This is a genomic window from Dellaglioa sp. CoH-57-MRSF-21 (assembly GCF_056781915.1).
This window is the reverse complement of the sequence record NZ_JBXAXU010000001.1, coordinates 376,256-394,577: the sequence shown is the minus strand read 5'-3', so window position 1 is coordinate 394,577 and position 18,322 is coordinate 376,256. Positions and strand designations below refer to the sequence as shown.

The following is an 18,322-nucleotide window of genomic DNA, read 5'->3' as shown; positions in this document are numbered from 1 at the left end:
TGTTCAGTTTTCAAAGATCTACTTGGTTGCTTTTGACAACTTTTATATCATATCAAGGATTTCGTTAATTGTCAAGAACTTTTTTAATTAATTAACTGGTCACATTTGAATTAGTTGTTTACTACTGAAGCAACGTTTATTACTTTACCAAGAATAATCACCTTCGTCAAGCCTTTATTTAAATTAAATCTAAATCAATGAATGTAAACGTGTACATCGTGTTTTATTATTACTTTTACTGCTGAAATAAAAGTAAAAAAAGAGTATTGTCACATAGCGACAATACTCTCATATAATATTATTCATCAAAAATAATCCTATAAAATAATTTAAAAATATTTATTGATTATCATCTGGTCTCATAGTTGGAAATAATAACACATCTCTGATAGATTGTGCATCAGTCATTAACATAACCAACCTATCTATTCCAATTCCTAAACCACCTGTTGGTGGCATACCATATTCGAGTGCTTCAATGAAATCTTCATCGATTCCTTCCGCTTCATCGTTACCATCTTCACGTTCTTCAACTTGGGACTCAAATCGCTCTCTTTGATCAATGGGGTCATTTAACTCAGTAAATGCATTAGCATATTCTGTACCTAAAATATACATTTCAAAACGATCCGTAAATCTTGGATCATCTTCATTTTTCTTTGCTAAAGGCGAAATTTCTAAAGGATGTCCATAAACAAAAGTAGGATCAACAATTGTATCTTCAACAAATTTTTCGAAAAATTCATTAATGATATGGCCAACTTTCCAATATGTTTCATATTTAACATGATGTTCATCTGCCAATTTTTGTGCTTCTTCAACTGACATTTCTTTCCAAAAATCCACTCCAGTTACGGACTTAATAGCATCTACCATATGAACTCTTGCAAATTTTTTATTAAAATCTACTTTTTTTCCATCATATTCAATAATTCCGTCATTTGAAATTACATCTGCGACTGCTTTAAAAATGCCTTCAGTTTCATCCATTACATCATGGAAGTCATAGTATGCAACGTACGTTTCAAGCATTGTAAACTCAGGATTATGTTTTGTATCAATTCCTTCATTACGGAACACTCGACCAATTTCGTATACTTTTTCCATTCCACCAACGATAAGTCGTTTTAAATGTAATTCTAGTGCAATTCTCAAGTATAGTTCAATATCTAACGCATTATGATGTGTTGTAAATGGTTTAGCTGATGCTCCACCTGCTTGGTTATGCAGTACTGGCGTTTCAACCTCAATATATCCATTACCATCTAAATAACGTCTTACAGCTGAAATAATTTGACTACGTTTCATAAATCGATCAAAGCTTTCACGATTTGTGATTAAATCAAGATATCTTTGTCTATAGATTTGTTCTACATTTTGCAAACCATGAAATTTATCTGGTAATGGTCGTAATGCTTTTGATAGGAAAGTAACTTCTGTTGGGCGAATCGTTAATTCACCCATATCTGTTTTCATAACATCACCTGTTATACCAACAAAATCACCAATATCTGAACGTTTAAAGATATGATATGTATCTTCACCTACAACATCTTTACGGACATATAATTGTAAACGTCCATCTTTATCCTGAATATCAGCGAAACTCACTTTACCTTTACCACGTTTAGACATTAATCTACCTGCGATAGTAGCTTGGATATCCATACCATCAAGTTCTTCTTTAGTTAATGCATCATACTTATCATGTAATGCTTTAGTCATGTCTTTACGTTCAAAGCGGTGTCCAAATGGATCGACCCCTGCTTCGCGAAGTTCAACAACTTTTTCACGACGTACCTTTAATTGATCATTCATACTTTGTTCTTGCTTTACCATATTATATCCCTCACTTAATTACATATTTCACTTACTATCATGCCAATTAACCCAATAAAATGCAACTAATTCTATGCTTCTTTTTGCATTAATTTGAATTCACGTTCTTTTGTATCTTCTAAAAATTTATCAAATATCGTTATCATAGTAGCTTCTGAATTTGCTTCATTCAATGCTGCTTTAGCACGAGCTGAACGCGAAATACCTTTTAAGTAGTATGCTGCTTGACTTCTGAATTCTTTAGGTCCAATAACCTCACCCTTTATCTGGCAAAGTGCGTGCAAGTGTTCTTTAGCAACTAAAATTTTATCAGATGCTGAAGGTTCAGCAATGAGTTCACCTGTTTCAAGGTACGTTGCTGTCTGCCTAATCATCCACGGATTTCCTAATGCAGCACGGCCTATCATAACAGCGTCGGCACCGACTTCATCTAACATCTTCTTTGCATCTTGTGGCGTTTTAATATCACCATTACCCATAAAAGGAATTGTTTTTAAATTACTTTTAACTTCATGTAAAATATTCCAATCTGCTTTACCATTATACAACTGGAAACGTGTTCTTCCGTGCATTGCAAGTGCAGCTGCACCACCTTGTTCAGCAGCTAAGGCATTTTCAACTGCTAAAATATGATCTTCGTCCCAGCCTGTTCTCATTTTAACTGTTACCGGAATTGACAGCTCATTAGTAACCGCATCAACCATTTCGTATACTTTATCTGGATCAAGCAACCAACGTGCGCCTGCGTCTGTTTTTGTTACTTTAGGTACAGGGCAACCCATATTAATATCGACTATGTCGGCTGACGTGTGTTCTTCAACAAACTTAGCAGCAGCAACCAATGTTTCCTTATCTCCGCCAAAAATTTGAACGCTAACTGGATGTTCTCTTGGATCTACAAACAACATGCTCAACGTTTTTTTATTTCTAAATTGGATTCCTTTATCAGAAATCATTTCACAAACTACTAATCCAGCACCAAAATCCTTACAAATCATTCTGAATGCCGCATTTGTTACACCTGCCATAGGTGCAACAACTACTTGATTAGGAATTAATATATCGCCAATTTTCCATTCCATTCTATTCACCTCATCGTTTTTTACACTTACTATTGTTTAGTATCATAACACAAATCATATATTGATAAAATTTATTTAGCTGAACCCTCTAATAATTTCATTAATTCATTTTCAGAATATTGATATCGATTTCCACAAAAACGACAAACAGCTTCGGCACCATGATCCAATTCGATCATTTCAGTGATATCGCTTTTTGGCAAACTAGCTAATGAACCGTAAAATTTATCTTTTGAACAATCACATTCGAACGCAACTGGCATTGTATCCAAGATATTAACATTTTCTTTACCAAACATCAGATATATAATATCTTCTGGCGTTTTACCATCTCTTAGCAATTCTGAAATCATAGGCATTTCTGCTAATTTTTTTTCTAAATTATCGATAACTTCATCAGTTGCGCCAGGCATTACTTGAATCATAAACCCACCGGCCACTTCGATTGTATTGTCCGTGTTCACAAATACAGATAATCCAACTGATGATGGAATCTGCTCTGATTTAGCTAAATAGTAAGTAAAGTCTTCGCCAAGTTCACCTGAAACCAATGGGACTTGTCCCGTAAACGGTTCCTTCATACCCATATCTTTTGTTACTGCCATTGATCCAGTTGTTCCAACGGCACCTTTAACATCAATTTTATTTTTTTCATTTAATGGTAAATGAACGTGGGGTTCACTCAGATATCCTTTAACTGTTCCATCAGCGTTACCATCAATTACGATAGCACCAACTGGCCCATCACCATTAATTTTAACGGTCATTTTTTCATCGGCTGACAATGTAGATGTACTTAGTAATAATGTTCCTATTAGGCTCCGCCCAAGTGCAGCTGATGCTGCGCTCCATGTGTCATGTCTCCTTTGTGCTTCAGCAACCGTATTTGTCGCAGTAACAGCATATACTCTTAATTTACCGTCAAAGGCCAAACTTTTTACAAGATAATCTTTCATTCGTTTTCTCCTTAAATAATTCATTTTAGACCAACAAGAACTCCGATAGATAATCCATCGGAGTTCTTAAGTAACGATTATTTATCGTCTTTATTCACTTTGGGGTAAAAAACAACCGTTTTAGATAAATCAACTTCATCTGTTTCTTCAGCTATTTTTTTTGCATCTTTACGTTCTAATTCTTTTTTTGTTGCTTCAAAAGAACCATCTTTTTCACTCGGAAATTCATTTGCATCGTCTTTTTCTGGCATTTTGCCATCTTCGAACAAGCTTAAAATTTCTTTTTCATCAAGTGTTTCAAATTCTAATAACTTATCAGCAATCAATTTATGCTGTTCTCTATGTGCTTCAATAATTTCTTTAGCAAGTTTCATACCTTCTTCAGATAGACGACGAACCTCAGAATCAATAATGTCAGCCGTATTGCTTGAGTAAGCAGCACTTGGTTGACCTGAACCACCAGCGAACATTTGGCTATTGCCTTCTAATTGAACAGGTCCGAGTTTTTCACTCATTCCATATTCAGTAACCATTGAGCGAGCCATTTGTGTTGCTTGTTGGAAATCGTTTGATGCGCCTGAAGATTGTTCATTGTAAACAATTTCTTCAGCTGCACGTCCACCCATTAATCCAGCAATTTGTTCACTCATATCTTTTTTAGACAATAACATTTGATCTTCTTTTGGTAACATGATTGCGTAACCGCCAGCACGACCTCGAGGGACAATTGTTACTTTGTGAACAACTCTAGCATCATTTAGGACTAATCCAACAATTGTATGTCCGGCTTCATGGAATGCAACTGTTTGACGTTCTTTTTCATTAATCGTACGATCACGTTTTGCTGGTCCCGCAATAACACGATCCTCAGCTTCATCCATATCGCTTGCATCAATTTTTGATTTATTACGACGAGCAGCTAATAATGCAGCTTCATTTAAAAGATTTTCTAAATCAGCACCAACAAATCCAGGTGTCTGCTTAGCAATAACTTTTAAATCAACATCAGATGCTAACGGTTTGTTTTTTGCATGAACATTAAGAATAGCCTCACGACCCTTAACATCTGGGCGACCTACTAAAACTTTACGATCAAAACGACCAGGACGTAAAAGTGCTGGATCCAGAACATCCGAACGGTTAGTAGCTGCAATTACAATCACACCTTCTGTACCCGTAAATCCATCCATTTCAACAAGTAATTGGTTCAATGTTTGTTCACGTTCATCATTACCGCCACCTGTACCAGAGCCACGACGACGTCCGACAGCATCAATTTCATCAATAAAGATAATTGATGGTGCAGTTTTCTTAGCATTTTCGAACAAATCACGTACACGACTTGCCCCAACACCGACAAACATTTCTACGAAATCAGAACCGGAAATTGAATAAAATGGTACTTCAGCTTCACCAGCTACTGCTTTTGCGAGTAAAGTTTTACCAGTACCAGGAGGTCCCTCTAGGAGAACACCTGATGGGATTCGAGCGCCTAAATCAGCAAATTTGCGTGGTGATTTTAAGAATTCAACAACTTCAACAAGTTCTTGCTTTTCTTCTTCTGCACCGGCAACATCAGCAAAACGAACTTTATTATCTTTTTTCTCGGAAGGTTTTGTTTTTGATTTACCAAAGTTCATCACCTTACCGCCACCACCGCCACCTTGTCCTGCTTGTCCCATCATAAGATAGAAAAAGCCGACCATTAATACAAGTGGAATAACCGTAATTGCTAATTGCAACCAGATACTATCTGATTGTTCTTCTTTTGTATCCATTTTTGTCTTTGTTGCTTCAGATGATTTCAAAATTTGTGCCATATTTGAATCATTTTGAATAACTGTTGACGTAAAGTTTTTAACTTTTGTTGTTTTCTTTGAAGCTGGAATTAATGAGAACCCAGTATCCTTGCTCTTTTCTGTTTGAGCTTTCTTATAAGTCCCTGTTATTTTGTAGACACCACCTGATGGTTGAATATCAAATGATTTCACTTGGTTTGATTGTAATTTTGAGACAAATTCACTTGATTGAATTTCTTGTGTTTCCGTTTTGCTGTTTCCATCAAAAAAGAAGTACATTACACCCATTATCCCAAGCATGATAACTATGTAAAATAAACTATTTTTAAAAAGTCCATTTTTAGGATTGTTTTTCATATCTACTCTCCTGCCCGTTTTTCTTTATTTTTATTTCAACTATCGTTTGAATAGGATACACTATATCACAATTGACATTCTTTGACCATTATTTTACTCTGTATAAATTTCAGGTTTCAAGACGCCAATATATGGTAAGTTCCTATATTTTTCAGCATAATCTAATCCATAACCAACTACAAATTCATTTGGAACTTCAAATCCTGCATAATCAACGTTAACAGTCACTTTACGACCTTCTGGTTTGTCCAACAACGAACAAACCTTAACAGATTTTACATTTCTATTGTTAAACAGATCGATTAAGTAAGCTAAAGTTTGTCCTGTATCCACGATATCTTCAACAATAATCACATCTCTGCCTTTAACATCAATATCTAAATCTTTGATAATCTTAATCTCACCAGTTGATACGGTACCATCCCCATAGCTCGAAACATTCATAAAATCAACTTCTGCATAATCTGCAACATTTTTAGCAATGTCAGCCATAAAAAGATAGGCGCCCTTTAATATACAAACAAGCAATGGATTTTTGCCTTGATAATCAGCGGTAATCTGTTTTCCTAATCGCCGAGTAACATCTTGAATTTCTTGCTCACTGTAAAGAACTTTTTTGATATCTTCATCCATACACTTTAGCCTCTTCCCTGACCTTGTTTTTTTAAAACGATTATGTCTTGTATTTTATCAGTTTCAACGGTGTCTGACAATTGAGATTTTTTATAATTTATTAACCAAATGATTCGCTTAGTATTAGTTTCTAATACCCAAGCCTGATTACGGTCATTACTACTTATTTTTTGATCAATAAATATTTTTTTTATTTTTTGTTTTGCACTATTTCCTATGTCGATATAATCGCCTGGCAACCGATGTCTCAAGCTAAGCCCCTCTTCAACAATAGAGTGATCAACCATCATATAATCTTTTATAGTTACTTCATCTAGATTAATCTCTTCAGCTTTAAATACGCCAATTTTTTCATTATTATTTAAATTAACCCATGAATTCATACCGAGTATTATTTTTTCAGAAGTACTTTCAATTATTTTCTCTTTTTGAATGAAATCCATGTACTCATATTTTTTAACAAATAATTGATCATCACCTAAATTAAGTTCACCCTGTGGTTTTTTTTCATTCAGCAGTAACTGGCTAATTTGCTGTATTTGGTCTTCTTTTAAGAAAACACCATGTTCTTCAGCGATTTTTTTCAATATCGGCTTTTGCCACCTTGTTTCCAACGTGGTCCACATTTTTATTTTAAATCCTGAAGCATATTTGATTTCTTTTATTTTTTCACTAATTGCTTCATCTGCTAAATCTAATAGGTTCGTTAACTGATCTGCATAACTTTGTGCATGCTTAATTACTTGTTTATTATTTTCAAGCATTTTCGGTATAATTTCTTTTCTAACTCGATTTCTAAAAAAATCACTTAATTGATTCGTTTCATCTTCAAAAAAAACAATGTTTTCATGCTTTGCGTACTGCCGAATAGCCTGTTTTGTGAACAAAAGTAACGGTCTAACTAACATCCCTGGTCCAAATGATCTAGTTTGACTGATACCCGTTAACTGTCTGATATCTCCGCCACGAATTCCTTTCATAACAAGTGTTTCGAGCTGGTCATCTGCTTGATGCGCTGTCATTAACGTTGCATAAGTTTCTGATACCATTATTTGCTCAAAAAAATCATATCTCATTTTGCGCGCTGCATTTTCAATACCATTTAATCCATGTTCATGTACTGGCCAAACTTTTTTATATAATTTAAATTGATGATCTAGACAATACTTTTCGATGAACTCAGTTTCAATACGGCTCTGCTCTCTTAATTGATGGTCAATGTAGGCAACGCCTATCTCAGGCCGGATTTCATCTGGTAATCGTTGCAACAAATCCATGAGGACCATTGAATCAACACCTGTTGAAACAGCAACCAGAATTTTTTCAGGACTACCAAGTAGCCGATATTGAGCCTCAAATCTTGTATTCAGCAAAACTTTTCTCCTTTTTTCATTAAAAAAAGAGTGGTTTAAAATTTTCATTTCAACCACTCATCTTTAAAATTCGTTATTAATTACGTCGGCCACCACGGCCACCGCGCTTACCTTCAGTACTTCTCTTTAATGAAACTAACCGATCTTCACTATCTTTCAAAAAGCCTGACAACAATGAATCGAAGTCATCTTTTTGAGGTTCAACTTTTTTAGTCTGATAGCGATTCTTACCACCATTTGATGGACGAGAACCAGTCGATGCGCGAGTATCTTTATTAAATGTTTTCTGTGGACGAGATTTTGTTTCTGTTACTTGAGGCTTATCAACAGCTTTTCGTATTGATAAACTTATCTTACCATCGTCGCCAATGGATAAAACTTTAACTGTGACTTCATCCCCAACAGTTAGTGCATCATGAATATCTTTGATGAATCCATCAGAAACTTCACTAATATGTACTAATCCTGTTTTTCTGTCACCCAAATCAATAAATGCACCGAAATTTGTAATTCCTGAAACTTTACCTGAAACTTTCTCTCCGACTTCAATAGACATAAAAAAGTTGTTCCTCCTTAGATATATATACCATACTAGTATACCACGCTATAAACCTTGATACAAAGTTAAATCACGGGTAATTCTATCCCTGATTGATTAGTTTTTTAAATTTGCTTTATCACTAGGAAAACTATAGACAGTTTCACCTTTTTTAGAGAAATAATATTTTTCACGAATTAATTTTAATAAATAATCGTTATCATTTAATTGTTTAATTTGAAATTTAAGATCTTTTTGATTTGCTTTAGCTTTTTTTAATTTCGTTTGTTCAACTGCTGTTTCTTGCTTATAATGTGCAACCTTAAGCTTGGTTGAAATTAACTGTACGCTAAAGAAAATGATTATAATTATTAAAACAGCTCCTAATCCAATCATACGGCGGCGGTGAATAGTTACCAATCGTTGATCTTTTTTTCTTTCTGTTTTATTAGCTTTCATAAAATCATTATCTAAAAATTTAATTTTCGATTTATTATCGGCCATCTTGTCTCCTAACCCAATAAAGGACTCCAATTAAAAATCGATAATTATCGACTTTCTTCTGTATAAACTTCAGAAACAACTTCATATAAATCAATTGATTCTGCTTTTTTCGTTGTTTCTTTAAGCGCCATAACTCGAACAGTCAGCGTTTTATTACCAAATTGGATTGTTAACTCATCCCCAACAACAACATCTGTTGAAGATTTTGCCATTTTATCATTAATCATAATTCGACCCTTATCTGCAATTTCTTTTGCAACTGTACGACGTTTAATAATACGTGACACTTTTAAAAATTTATCTAATCTCATTAGTTAATCCCCTTTATTTATCTTATAAATTTTTTTAAAATACGTTTTCCAAATGGAAAGCTTAGCCATTCTCGAATCGAAAATAATTCCCATTTAACTGCTAAACCACCAAATATTCCAGCACCAATAGATCCAGAAACGAGCGCTATAATGCCACTCAACAATCGCTTGTCATTCGTCCAATTAATTAACTGATTATCTAATAAATAAACCACAATTCCCATAATTACACAAATTAAAGTTAATTTCATCATAAATTTGGGATCAATTAGTAACTGTCTAATCTCACTGGGTGACATAACCCACATGGCAATTAATACAAGTAATAAACTTAAGATTGTCGCAATACTTGCTCCAACTGTTCCTAATATAGAAACTAGGTAAAAATTAATACTCATTTTAAGTAACAATCCGATAATCAAAGCAATGACTGACGTACGATACAATCCCAGACTCTGTAGGACGCTGTTGTATGTTCCAATAACTGCTGCTAAGAAAATACTAAACATATAAACCGATAATGTACCATTTTGAAGTTGATCCCCAAATAAAGATTGGTTAACAAGTGGCATAACAGCAATCAGTCCGATGGTTGCCGCCATCGATAACGCCACCGTTATGTGCACTAACATCCCAGCATATCGTTGAAAATCCTTTTTTCGGTTTTCACGACGGGCCGAAGCCAGAGATGGCAATAACATCGAAGAGAACCCAACAGAAATAACTAGTCCAAGTTGTACTAAAGGCTGTGCACGGTCATAGACTCCTTTTAACGATTTTGCAATATTATTTGAATAACCAAAGTGCACTAATCCGTTTTTCACTGTGAATGAATCAACTAATTGTAATAGCACCATCATTGCTGCAAATAGACAGATGATAAGACCCTCCGAAAATAATTTTTTAGAGGTTATCAGTAATCTTTGCCAGTTTGTTTGAAGCCTAGTCTTCCTAAATTCAACCCTGTAAAAGTGAATAAAAGAAACACTTGCGCCAATAGCACCAATAGTTGCCCCAAACATTGCCCATGCTCCCATCGAATATAATGACATATTATTTTCAACCGCAATGTATGCCGCTAAAATAATGAGTCCAACACGTAATAGTTGTTCAACAACTTGGGAGACAGCAGTTTTGTTCATTTCAAAAATACCTTGATAATAACCACGTCCCACTGCTAAAACAGGTAAAAATAAGAACATAAATGAAACACTTTTAATTAAGCCTGCTAACTGTCCATCACCCATAGCTGTCGCAATCCATGAAGCTCCTAATTGTAAGCCAGAAAAGATAACTAAACTAAATATACTTAAAACAATAAATATATCATGAGACAATTTTATTTTATCTTCTTTCGAAGGCTCTTCAGCAATTAACTTACTAATGTAGACGGGAAATCCAGTCAAAGCAAAAGTCATCCCTATCCCATAAATAGGATAAACTTGCTGATAAATATAGAAGCCCGTATCTCCGACTAAATTTTGGAATGGCACTCGGTAAATGGCACTCAAAATCTTGGCAATTAGTGAGGCAATCGATAGAATCATTGCACCACGCATTAAATGTCTAAGTTGCTTATTTCCCATATCATTTCGATTCCTTTTTTATTAGTTAGCTGCAGTCACTGACCCAACGGATTCGCTTAACGCTTGAATAAAGTTTTGTAATTCAATCAACCAGTCAGTCTCAGTCATCTTAGGTTGAATCACTAAAATCACACGCATTTGTTTGCCCTGAGTTTTTAATGACGCTTTTAATTTTGTTGCTGATAATGCCATGAAAATTGCTTCCGTACCCAGCAATGTCGTTCCTTTTTCTGAAACAGAAACAATTAACTGGTCTTTATCTTTTTTAATTTTATCAACTAATGCCTTATCGGCAAATAATTTAAGTAAGCCAATTTCCATTAAGTTATTCACTTCAGTTGGAAATTCGCCGAAACGATCAATTAAATCACCTTGTACTTCCAAATATTGATCATAATTATCAAGCTGTCGAATACGTTTATAAATTTCAATTTTTTGACGCTGATCATCAATGTAAGATGATGGTAAATAAGCTTCAATATTAATGTCAATTTCAGAATCTGATTTAGGCTCAGCTTTTTTACCTTGTTTTTTATTCACAGCTTCTGTCAACATCTGTGTATATAAATCATATCCAACAGAATCAATGAAACCATGTTGTTGTCGGCCCAATAGATTTCCTGCTCCACGAATAGATAAATCTCGCATAGCAATTTTAAATCCAGAACCCAATTCGGTGAAGTCTTTGATTGCTTCTAAGCGTTTTTCGCTCACTTCAGTCAAAACCTTATTAGGTTTATACATAAAGTAGGCATACGCAATTCGACTACTACGACCAACACGACCACGTAACTGGTAAAGTTGCGCCAATCCCATGTGGTCAGCATTTTCGACAAATAATGTATTAGCATTAGAAATATCTACGCCCGTTTCAATAATTGTCGTTGTTACCAACACATCATAGACACCTTGAATGAAATCATACAAGACATTTTCTAATTGATTTTCAGTCATTTGACCATGGATATACGCGACACTAGCTTCAGGAACCATAATCTCAATTTCTGAAACTACTTTTTCAATATCTTCAACTCGATTATGCAAATAAAAAACTTGTCCACCACGTTGAAGTTCACGTTGTATTCCATCTCGAATAGTTCCACCATTTTGTTCCATTACATAAGTTTGAATTGGGTAACGGTTCAATGGTGCCGTTTCAATTACTGATAAATCGCGAACCCCAAGCATCGACATATTAAGTGTCCTTGGGATTGGCGTTGCCGTTAACGTTAAGACGTCCACTTGTGACTTAAACTCTTTGAGTCGTTCTTTATGTTTCACACCAAACCGTTGCTCTTCATCAACAATTAACAATCCTAAATCAGCAAATTGAATATCTTTCGATAAAATTCGATGTGTCCCAACGACAATATCTAATGCACCACTAGCCATTTTATCAGTTGTTTCTTTAAGTTGTTTCTTTGTTCTAAAACGAGATAAAATCCCAATTTCAACTGGAAATCCTTCGAATCGATTAATCATTGTTTCGTAATGTTGTTGCGCTAACACCGTTGTAGGCACTAATAAAGCAACCTGTTTATTATCTTGAATGGCTTTAAAAGCGGCACGTAACGCGACTTCTGTTTTCCCAAAACCTACATCACCAATCAATAAACGATCCATTGGTTTCTTTTGTTCCATATCGTGCTTAATTTCATTTGAACTTCTAATTTGATCTTCAGTTTCAGAGTATGGAAATGCATTTTCAAATTCCATCTGATAATCGTTGTCCTTTGAAAATTGAAATCCAACTTCTGCTTCACGTTCAGCATACAATGCAACTAAATCATCAGCAATATCTTCAATTTTAGCAGCAACTTTATTTTTCGTTTTGGTCCATTCAGTACCACCCAATTTGTTAATTCTAGGTGACTTAGATTCAGAAGAAACATACTTTTGAACCATGTTTAATTGGGTTACTGGAATAAATAATTTAGCTTCATCCCGATAAGAAATTGTCATATAATCTTGATGTTTACCATCGACTTCTAATGTTTCCATTCCAATAAACTGTCCAATACCATGATTAACATGGACCACATAGTCTCCTGGTTTCAAATCTTGATAACTTTTAAGGCGTTCTGCATTCGCTAATGTTTGGCGTTTTGGACGTTTTTTAGTGACTTTGTTAAACATTTCATGTTCTGTCACAACAACTAAGTTTGCCATTGGCAATTCAAATCCAGCTTGTAAGTTACCTTCTACTACCTGAACTTTTCCTAACTGTAGGCTATCCAAAGTCGTCATGATAGAAGGAATCTCAAAATCATCCAAGGTTTGTGAGACTTTATCAAGTCGCTCTTTATCTTGAACCATAACAATAATAGTCTGTTTCTTTTTTAACCAACGATCCATTTCTGTTTTAAGTAATGGCATTTGGCTAAAAAATTGTTGCATGGCATGTCCTGGTACATCAATCAATTGATTAAATTTGAGGTGACCCATTCCTTTTTGAAAATGAGCCAGAAATAATTCAGCATGCGATTCATTTTTCAATAAATCTCGTAATTCAAATCCAAAAACACTTGTAGACAAAACTTGATGTGTTTTTAACTTATCTGCCATCCAGTTATCTTCATCTAGTTTAAGCGTCTTTTCAGCTTCTAATAATCTCGGATAATCGTCCATTACAATTAAACCATTGCTACCCAAGTAATCTAACAGACTTGTTTTACCTTGATAAATAATATCGCTAAATAATAAATGTTCCGGAGCTAAGCGTCCTTTTTCAAAATCACTCATAAGCGGCATAATATTTGATTCTAATCGCTCTTGATCATCATTATCTAATCGCTTATATTCAACACCATACGCTTTTTTTAATGTTTGACTAGCTTCCAATAGCATAGCGTCAGTCGCAATAAAATCTGTCGCGGGTATAATTTGAATCTGGTCCACATTCTCTAAGCTTCGTTGATTAGTCACATCAAAATAACGTAATGAATCTATTTCCGTATCAAATAAATCTAGTCTAATTGGGTTTTCTACGGTCAATGGGTAAATATCCAAGATAGAACCACGTACAGCAAAATCCCCAGGACGTTCAACCAACTTTTGACGTTGATAGCCCATCGTAAAGAGTTGAGTTTCCGTGGCTTTCAAATCAATATCTTTTCCAACAGCTAAGTTTAATGTTGCTTGTTTCCACGTTGAAACAGGTGCTAGAAAACGTCGTAACCCCGAGATTGATGTTACAACAATCTTTGGTGTTCCTTCTAATAGAGCCTGAAGCGTTTGGACACGTTCACTTTTAGATTCTGGTGAACTTGTTGCCAGTTCTGCAGCTAATAATTCTTCAACTGGGAATGTAAGCACATCTTCTTCATTAATAAAGTTAGTTAAATCTTCATTTAATTGTGTTGCATGAAATAAATTATCTGTCACAACCAACATAGATTTTTTTTTATCTTTAAAAATAGTAGCTAACATCAATGTTTTAGCTGAACCCGTTAGTCCAGTTAACAATTGTCTTGTATTAGGTTCAATATTTGTTAGCCAGTTATCTACACCAGGAACAGTCTGCATCATTGCTTCTAAATTCATTATTCTACCCTTTACCCTTTTCTAAACAGCTTTTTCTTATTTATGGTTATACTTGTTCATCGTATTCATAAAATCATCTGTTTCCAACCAATCCTCAATTGCTAAAGTTGCTGTATTGATTGCATCACCTAAGTCTTTTTCTTGGTTTTTAGAAAATTTCGTTAATACCCAATCTACGACAGAAACTTTGTCTGGATGGTCAATACCAATTTTAATACGTTTAAATTCCTGTGTTCCTGTATGTGCGATAATGCTTTTCAAACCATTATGTCCGCCTGCTGATCCTTTTTGACGTAATCGAATCCGACCAACTTCTAAATCAAGATCATCGTTCACAATAAGGATGTCTGAAACATCAATTTTATAGAAATCCATCAACGGTCTAACAGCTCGACCTGAATCATTCATATAAGTAGATGGTTTAACTAAGACAATTTTTTCACCATTTAAATTAAACGATGCCACTTGCGCTTCATACTTGCTAGATCCAAAATCGGCATTATGTTGTTTTGCAAATACATCTACTGTAGCGAATCCGACATTGTGTCTTGTTCCATCATACTTTTGCCCAATATTTCCTAAACCGACTATCATTTTCATTTTAATTTCTCCTTTAAATAAACGCAAACATCTGGGCAAGTTTATTCAACTTACCCAGCATTTCGACCCTATTCTTTTCTTTCAACTATTATACCATACTCGATTTATGAAAATTTTGTGAAAGAACTCTCTCATCTAGTATGTTTTTTCACAAACAAACATGTTATAATTATTCAGTAATAATTATAGCTCTGAAAGGATGAATTATTTTGACAAAAACAGAAAATCATCAAAAAGTTATCTTAGTCGGCGATGGCGCCGTAGGTTCTAGTTACGCATTCGCAATGACACTCCAAGGTGTCGGCGAAGAATTCGGTATCATCGATGTTGCGAAAGATCGCACTGTCGGAGATGCTTTAGATTTAGAAGATGCAACACCATTCGCATTTCCTAAACGTATCTACTCAGCAGAATACTCTGACTGTGAAGATGCAGATCTTGTCGTTATCACTGCTGGTGCTCCACAAAAACCAGGTGAAACACGCCTTGACCTTGTAAACAAAAACTTAAACATCTTGAAAAGTATCGTATCTCCAATCGTTGAATCTGGATTTAAAGGTATTTTCTTAGTTGCTGCTAACCCAGTTGATATTTTAACTTACGCAACAATGAAATTCTCTGGTTTCCCTAAAGATCGTGTTATTGGTTCAGGTACTTCACTTGATACTTCACGTTTACGTGTTGCTTTAAGCAAATTAACTGACATTACAGATCCTCGTTCAATCCATGCTTACATGATGGGCGAACATGGCGATACAGAATTTGCTGCTTACTCAGCTGCAACTGTTGGTGGTCTTCCATTCTTAGATTGGGCAAAAGCTAACAACATTTCTGATGACCAACTTGCTAAAATTGAAGATGACGTTCGTAACAAAGCTTACGAAATTATCAACAAAAAAGGCGCAACATTCTACGGTATTGGTACAGCATTAGCTCGTCTTTCAAAAGCAATTTTGCGTGACGAAAATGCCGTATTACCTGTTAGTGCATACATGGACGGACAATATGGTTTGAACGATATTTATATCGGTACACCAGGTGTTGTTAATGGCCAAGGTCTTGCACAAATCATCGAAGTACCTTTAAGTGATGTTGAATCTAAACGTATGACTGATTCAGCTGCTACTTTGAAACAAGTATTAAATGATGGTCTTAAAGCATTAGGTGAATAATTTTTAATTATTTTCCAAAAAAGGAACGGAAGACATTCTTCCGTTCCTTTTTTAATACAATTTTAATAGTCAAATTACTGTTAAAAAGCTTTTTTTATGGTATTATAAAAATGTAAATGAGAAAAATTTAATATTTGGAGGCGCCTATATGTTATTAAATACTTTAGTTAAACCATTAAAAGAACTAACAACCGTCCGTGAAAGTGTCACACTTGAAGAAGCACTTACGGTCCTAGAAAATTCTGGATTCCGTTGTGTGCCAATCTTAGATGAAACGGGTCAAATTTTCCGTGGTAATATTTATAAAATGCATATTTATCGTCATAAATCACAGGGTGGCGATATGTCACTTCCTGTTACTTATCTTCTTAAAAATGCGACTAAGTTTATTTCATCTGATTCAGCTTTCTTCAACGTTTTCTTTTCAATTAAAGACTTACCTTATATTGCTGTTTTAAATGAAAACAACTATTTTGAGGGTATTTTAACACATACACGTCTTCTAGATATGTTGTCTCAATCATGGAATTTTGATGTTGGTAGTTATGTCTTAACTGTTATTTCAGCTGGCGAACGTGGTGATTTAGTTGATATGGCTAAAATCATTACAAAATATTCATCAATTGCTAGTTGTATGACTTTAGATGTTAAAGAAGGCGAATTATTACGCCGAACATTATTCACATTACCAGCTGGTGTAAACCAAGAAAAAGTTGATAAAATTGTTGATAACTTAGGACGTAAAGAATTTATTGTTTCTGAAATTGAAGATTTACGTAGTTAGACAAAAAAACAGACCCTTTCGGGTCTGTTTTTTTAATGCATTCTTTTATCAAAGTGAATAGCACGATCTAAAACGAGCATTATTGGTGCTGTAATTGTCATTATTACAAATTCAGATAATGCTGTTGTACCGTAAGTAGGCCAGAACGGTAAGCTCGCTGTAATGTTCAACATAATAGCGATTAAAAACATGGTAAATGAGAAAACCATAATATTTAAAAGCATTTTTTGCCACATTTTCTTAAACTTAGGACTAACAAAAATCACAATTAAAAGACCCATGATTGTTTGTACGCCCCCAAAAAGAACATCTAACGGACTGCTGTAAAAGAGATTAAATAAGATAACCCCTAATGAAACACCCCAGATATATTTCTTATTGAAAAGTACTAAGTGATTCAATCCTTCTGATAGTCGAAATTGAATAGCACCACTAGCCATGTTCACCATTCCTGGAACAACTGCCAATACGATATAAAGTGCAGCGATTAAACCATTAATGATTACCTGGTTTACACGATTATTTTTTGTCATTATTAATAGACTCCCTTAGTTTTTTAGCGTGGGATGGTTACGAACCACGTTTTTTTATGTCTTTTTACTGTTTATTTTTCTTTATGTATTGCTGAAACAAGTCCAACACTCATTCTAAGCGCATCATCAACCTCAAGCATACTTTTTTTCGATACATGCGTGATACGATCTTTTAGACGTTGCTTATCAATTGTGCGAATTTGCTCCATTAGTATAACTGAATCTTTTTCAATACCATCTCTACTTGCTAAAAGTCCAACATGTGTTGGCATTTTAGGCTTCTGGATGCGCGCCGTAATGGCGGCAACGATGACTGTCGGACTATAACGATTCCCAATATTGTTTTGGATAATGAGAACAGGTCTCATACCGCCTTGTTCAGAACCAATAACGGGCGATAAATCTGCATAGAATATATCACCACGTATGATACTTTCAACCATCTTATCCCAACTCTCTACATAATTTGAAGGTGCAATAACACTTCATCTTCAGATCCTTTAAAATCATTACAGATTTCACTATTCAATTGTCCCATTTCTGAGTAGCCATCAATTAACTCATCCATCATTTTTTTATGACTTAAAATAGAGTTAAATATTTCGCTATCCTTCAACGCTTCATTGGTAATCGAATAATATGCACAGTAATCGGCTATATGACTCATTGCTACTTTCTCATTTTTATCCATCTGCACTTCCCCCATAGAATT

General features: G+C 34.7%; 17 protein-coding genes and 1 riboswitch. Of the genes, 2 read left to right on the top strand and 15 right to left on the bottom strand.

The features are described from left to right. Positions 1-339: 339 nt before the first annotated feature. From lysS to pth, 12 genes are all read right to left on the bottom strand, one after another. Positions 340-1,839, bottom strand: a complete 1,500-nt coding sequence (gene lysS, locus AC1RPQ_RS01820; RefSeq protein ID WP_481760847.1) for a lysine--tRNA ligase — start codon at positions 1,837-1,839, stop codon at positions 340-342. A gap of 71 nt (positions 1,840-1,910) precedes the next feature. After that, a complete protein-coding gene (dusB, locus tag AC1RPQ_RS01815; RefSeq protein ID WP_481760848.1) occupies positions 1,911-2,921 on the bottom strand; it encodes a tRNA dihydrouridine synthase DusB in 1,011 nt (336 codons plus the stop codon). A 71-nt stretch (positions 2,922-2,992) separates the two neighbouring features. After that, positions 2,993-3,877: an Hsp33 family molecular chaperone HslO gene (gene hslO / locus AC1RPQ_RS01810; RefSeq protein ID WP_481760849.1), complete on the bottom strand. Its 885-nt coding sequence runs from the start codon at positions 3,875-3,877 to the stop codon at positions 2,993-2,995. 77 nt (positions 3,878-3,954) lie between these two features. Continuing rightward, positions 3,955-6,033, bottom strand: coding sequence for an ATP-dependent zinc metalloprotease FtsH (ftsH, locus tag AC1RPQ_RS01805; RefSeq protein WP_409021575.1), 2,079 nt, complete (start codon positions 6,031-6,033; stop codon positions 3,955-3,957). Between the two features lie 93 nt (positions 6,034-6,126). Beyond that, entirely contained in the window at positions 6,127-6,666 is a 540-nt protein-coding gene (gene hpt, locus AC1RPQ_RS01800; protein ID WP_409021576.1) for a hypoxanthine phosphoribosyltransferase, read from the bottom strand. Between the two features lie 5 nt (positions 6,667-6,671). Further along, positions 6,672-8,039 carry a tRNA lysidine(34) synthetase TilS gene (tilS, locus tag AC1RPQ_RS01795; RefSeq protein WP_481760850.1) on the bottom strand — a complete coding sequence of 456 codons (1,368 nt, stop codon included), beginning with the start codon at positions 8,037-8,039 and terminating at the stop codon, positions 6,672-6,674. 76 nt (positions 8,040-8,115) lie between these two features. Then, positions 8,116-8,595: a S1 domain-containing RNA-binding protein gene (locus tag AC1RPQ_RS01790; RefSeq protein ID WP_481760851.1), complete on the bottom strand. Its 480-nt coding sequence runs from the start codon at positions 8,593-8,595 to the stop codon at positions 8,116-8,118. A gap of 99 nt (positions 8,596-8,694) precedes the next feature. Further along, positions 8,695-9,081 (bottom strand): FtsB family cell division protein, encoded by a 387-nt coding sequence (locus AC1RPQ_RS01785; RefSeq protein WP_481760852.1) that lies wholly within the window; start codon positions 9,079-9,081, stop codon positions 8,695-8,697. 44 nt (positions 9,082-9,125) lie between these two features. Further along, positions 9,126-9,392, bottom strand: a complete 267-nt coding sequence (locus AC1RPQ_RS01780) for an RNA-binding S4 domain-containing protein (RefSeq protein ID WP_481760853.1) — start codon at positions 9,390-9,392, stop codon at positions 9,126-9,128. Positions 9,393-9,409: 17 nt separating this feature from the next. Continuing rightward, the gene (locus AC1RPQ_RS01775; RefSeq protein ID WP_481760854.1) at positions 9,410-10,978 is read right to left on the bottom strand and encodes a putative polysaccharide biosynthesis protein; all 1,569 of its coding nucleotides are present in this window, start codon (positions 10,976-10,978) and stop codon (positions 9,410-9,412) included. A 21-nt stretch (positions 10,979-10,999) separates the two neighbouring features. Further along, a complete protein-coding gene (mfd, locus tag AC1RPQ_RS01770) occupies positions 11,000-14,521 on the bottom strand; it encodes a transcription-repair coupling factor (protein ID WP_481760855.1) in 3,522 nt (1,173 codons plus the stop codon). A 36-nt stretch (positions 14,522-14,557) separates the two neighbouring features. Next, positions 14,558-15,121 (bottom strand): aminoacyl-tRNA hydrolase, encoded by a 564-nt coding sequence (pth, locus tag AC1RPQ_RS01765; protein ID WP_409021584.1) that lies wholly within the window; start codon positions 15,119-15,121, stop codon positions 14,558-14,560. Between the two features lie 209 nt (positions 15,122-15,330). Here pth and AC1RPQ_RS01760 point away from each other — a divergent pair, with 209 nt between their 5' ends. Then, complete coding sequence (locus AC1RPQ_RS01760; RefSeq protein WP_409021585.1) at positions 15,331-16,293, top strand: L-lactate dehydrogenase; 963 nt, start codon at positions 15,331-15,333, stop codon at positions 16,291-16,293. 148 nt (positions 16,294-16,441) lie between these two features. Then, complete coding sequence (cbpA, locus tag AC1RPQ_RS01755) at positions 16,442-17,077, top strand: cyclic di-AMP binding protein CbpA (protein WP_409021586.1); 636 nt, start codon at positions 16,442-16,444, stop codon at positions 17,075-17,077. Between the two features lie 32 nt (positions 17,078-17,109). Here the strand turns inward: cbpA and AC1RPQ_RS01750 are convergent, their stop codons facing one another. The 3 genes from AC1RPQ_RS01750 to AC1RPQ_RS01740 all read right to left on the bottom strand — a co-directional run bounded on the left by AC1RPQ_RS01750 (position 17,110) and on the right by AC1RPQ_RS01740 (position 18,301). Then, on the bottom strand, positions 17,110-17,610 hold the full coding sequence (locus AC1RPQ_RS01750; protein WP_481760856.1) for a QueT transporter family protein: 501 nt from the start codon (positions 17,608-17,610) through the stop codon (positions 17,110-17,112). Between the two features lie 9 nt (positions 17,611-17,619). Beyond that, a riboswitch (PreQ1 riboswitch) is annotated at positions 17,620-17,664 on the bottom strand. Between the two features lie 17 nt (positions 17,665-17,681). Then, complete coding sequence (locus AC1RPQ_RS01745; RefSeq protein ID WP_409021588.1) at positions 17,682-18,053, bottom strand: type II toxin-antitoxin system PemK/MazF family toxin; 372 nt, start codon at positions 18,051-18,053, stop codon at positions 17,682-17,684. 14 nt (positions 18,054-18,067) lie between these two features. Next, entirely contained in the window at positions 18,068-18,301 is a 234-nt protein-coding gene (locus tag AC1RPQ_RS01740; protein WP_481760857.1) for a hypothetical protein, read from the bottom strand. Positions 18,302-18,322: the final 21 nt, after the last annotated feature.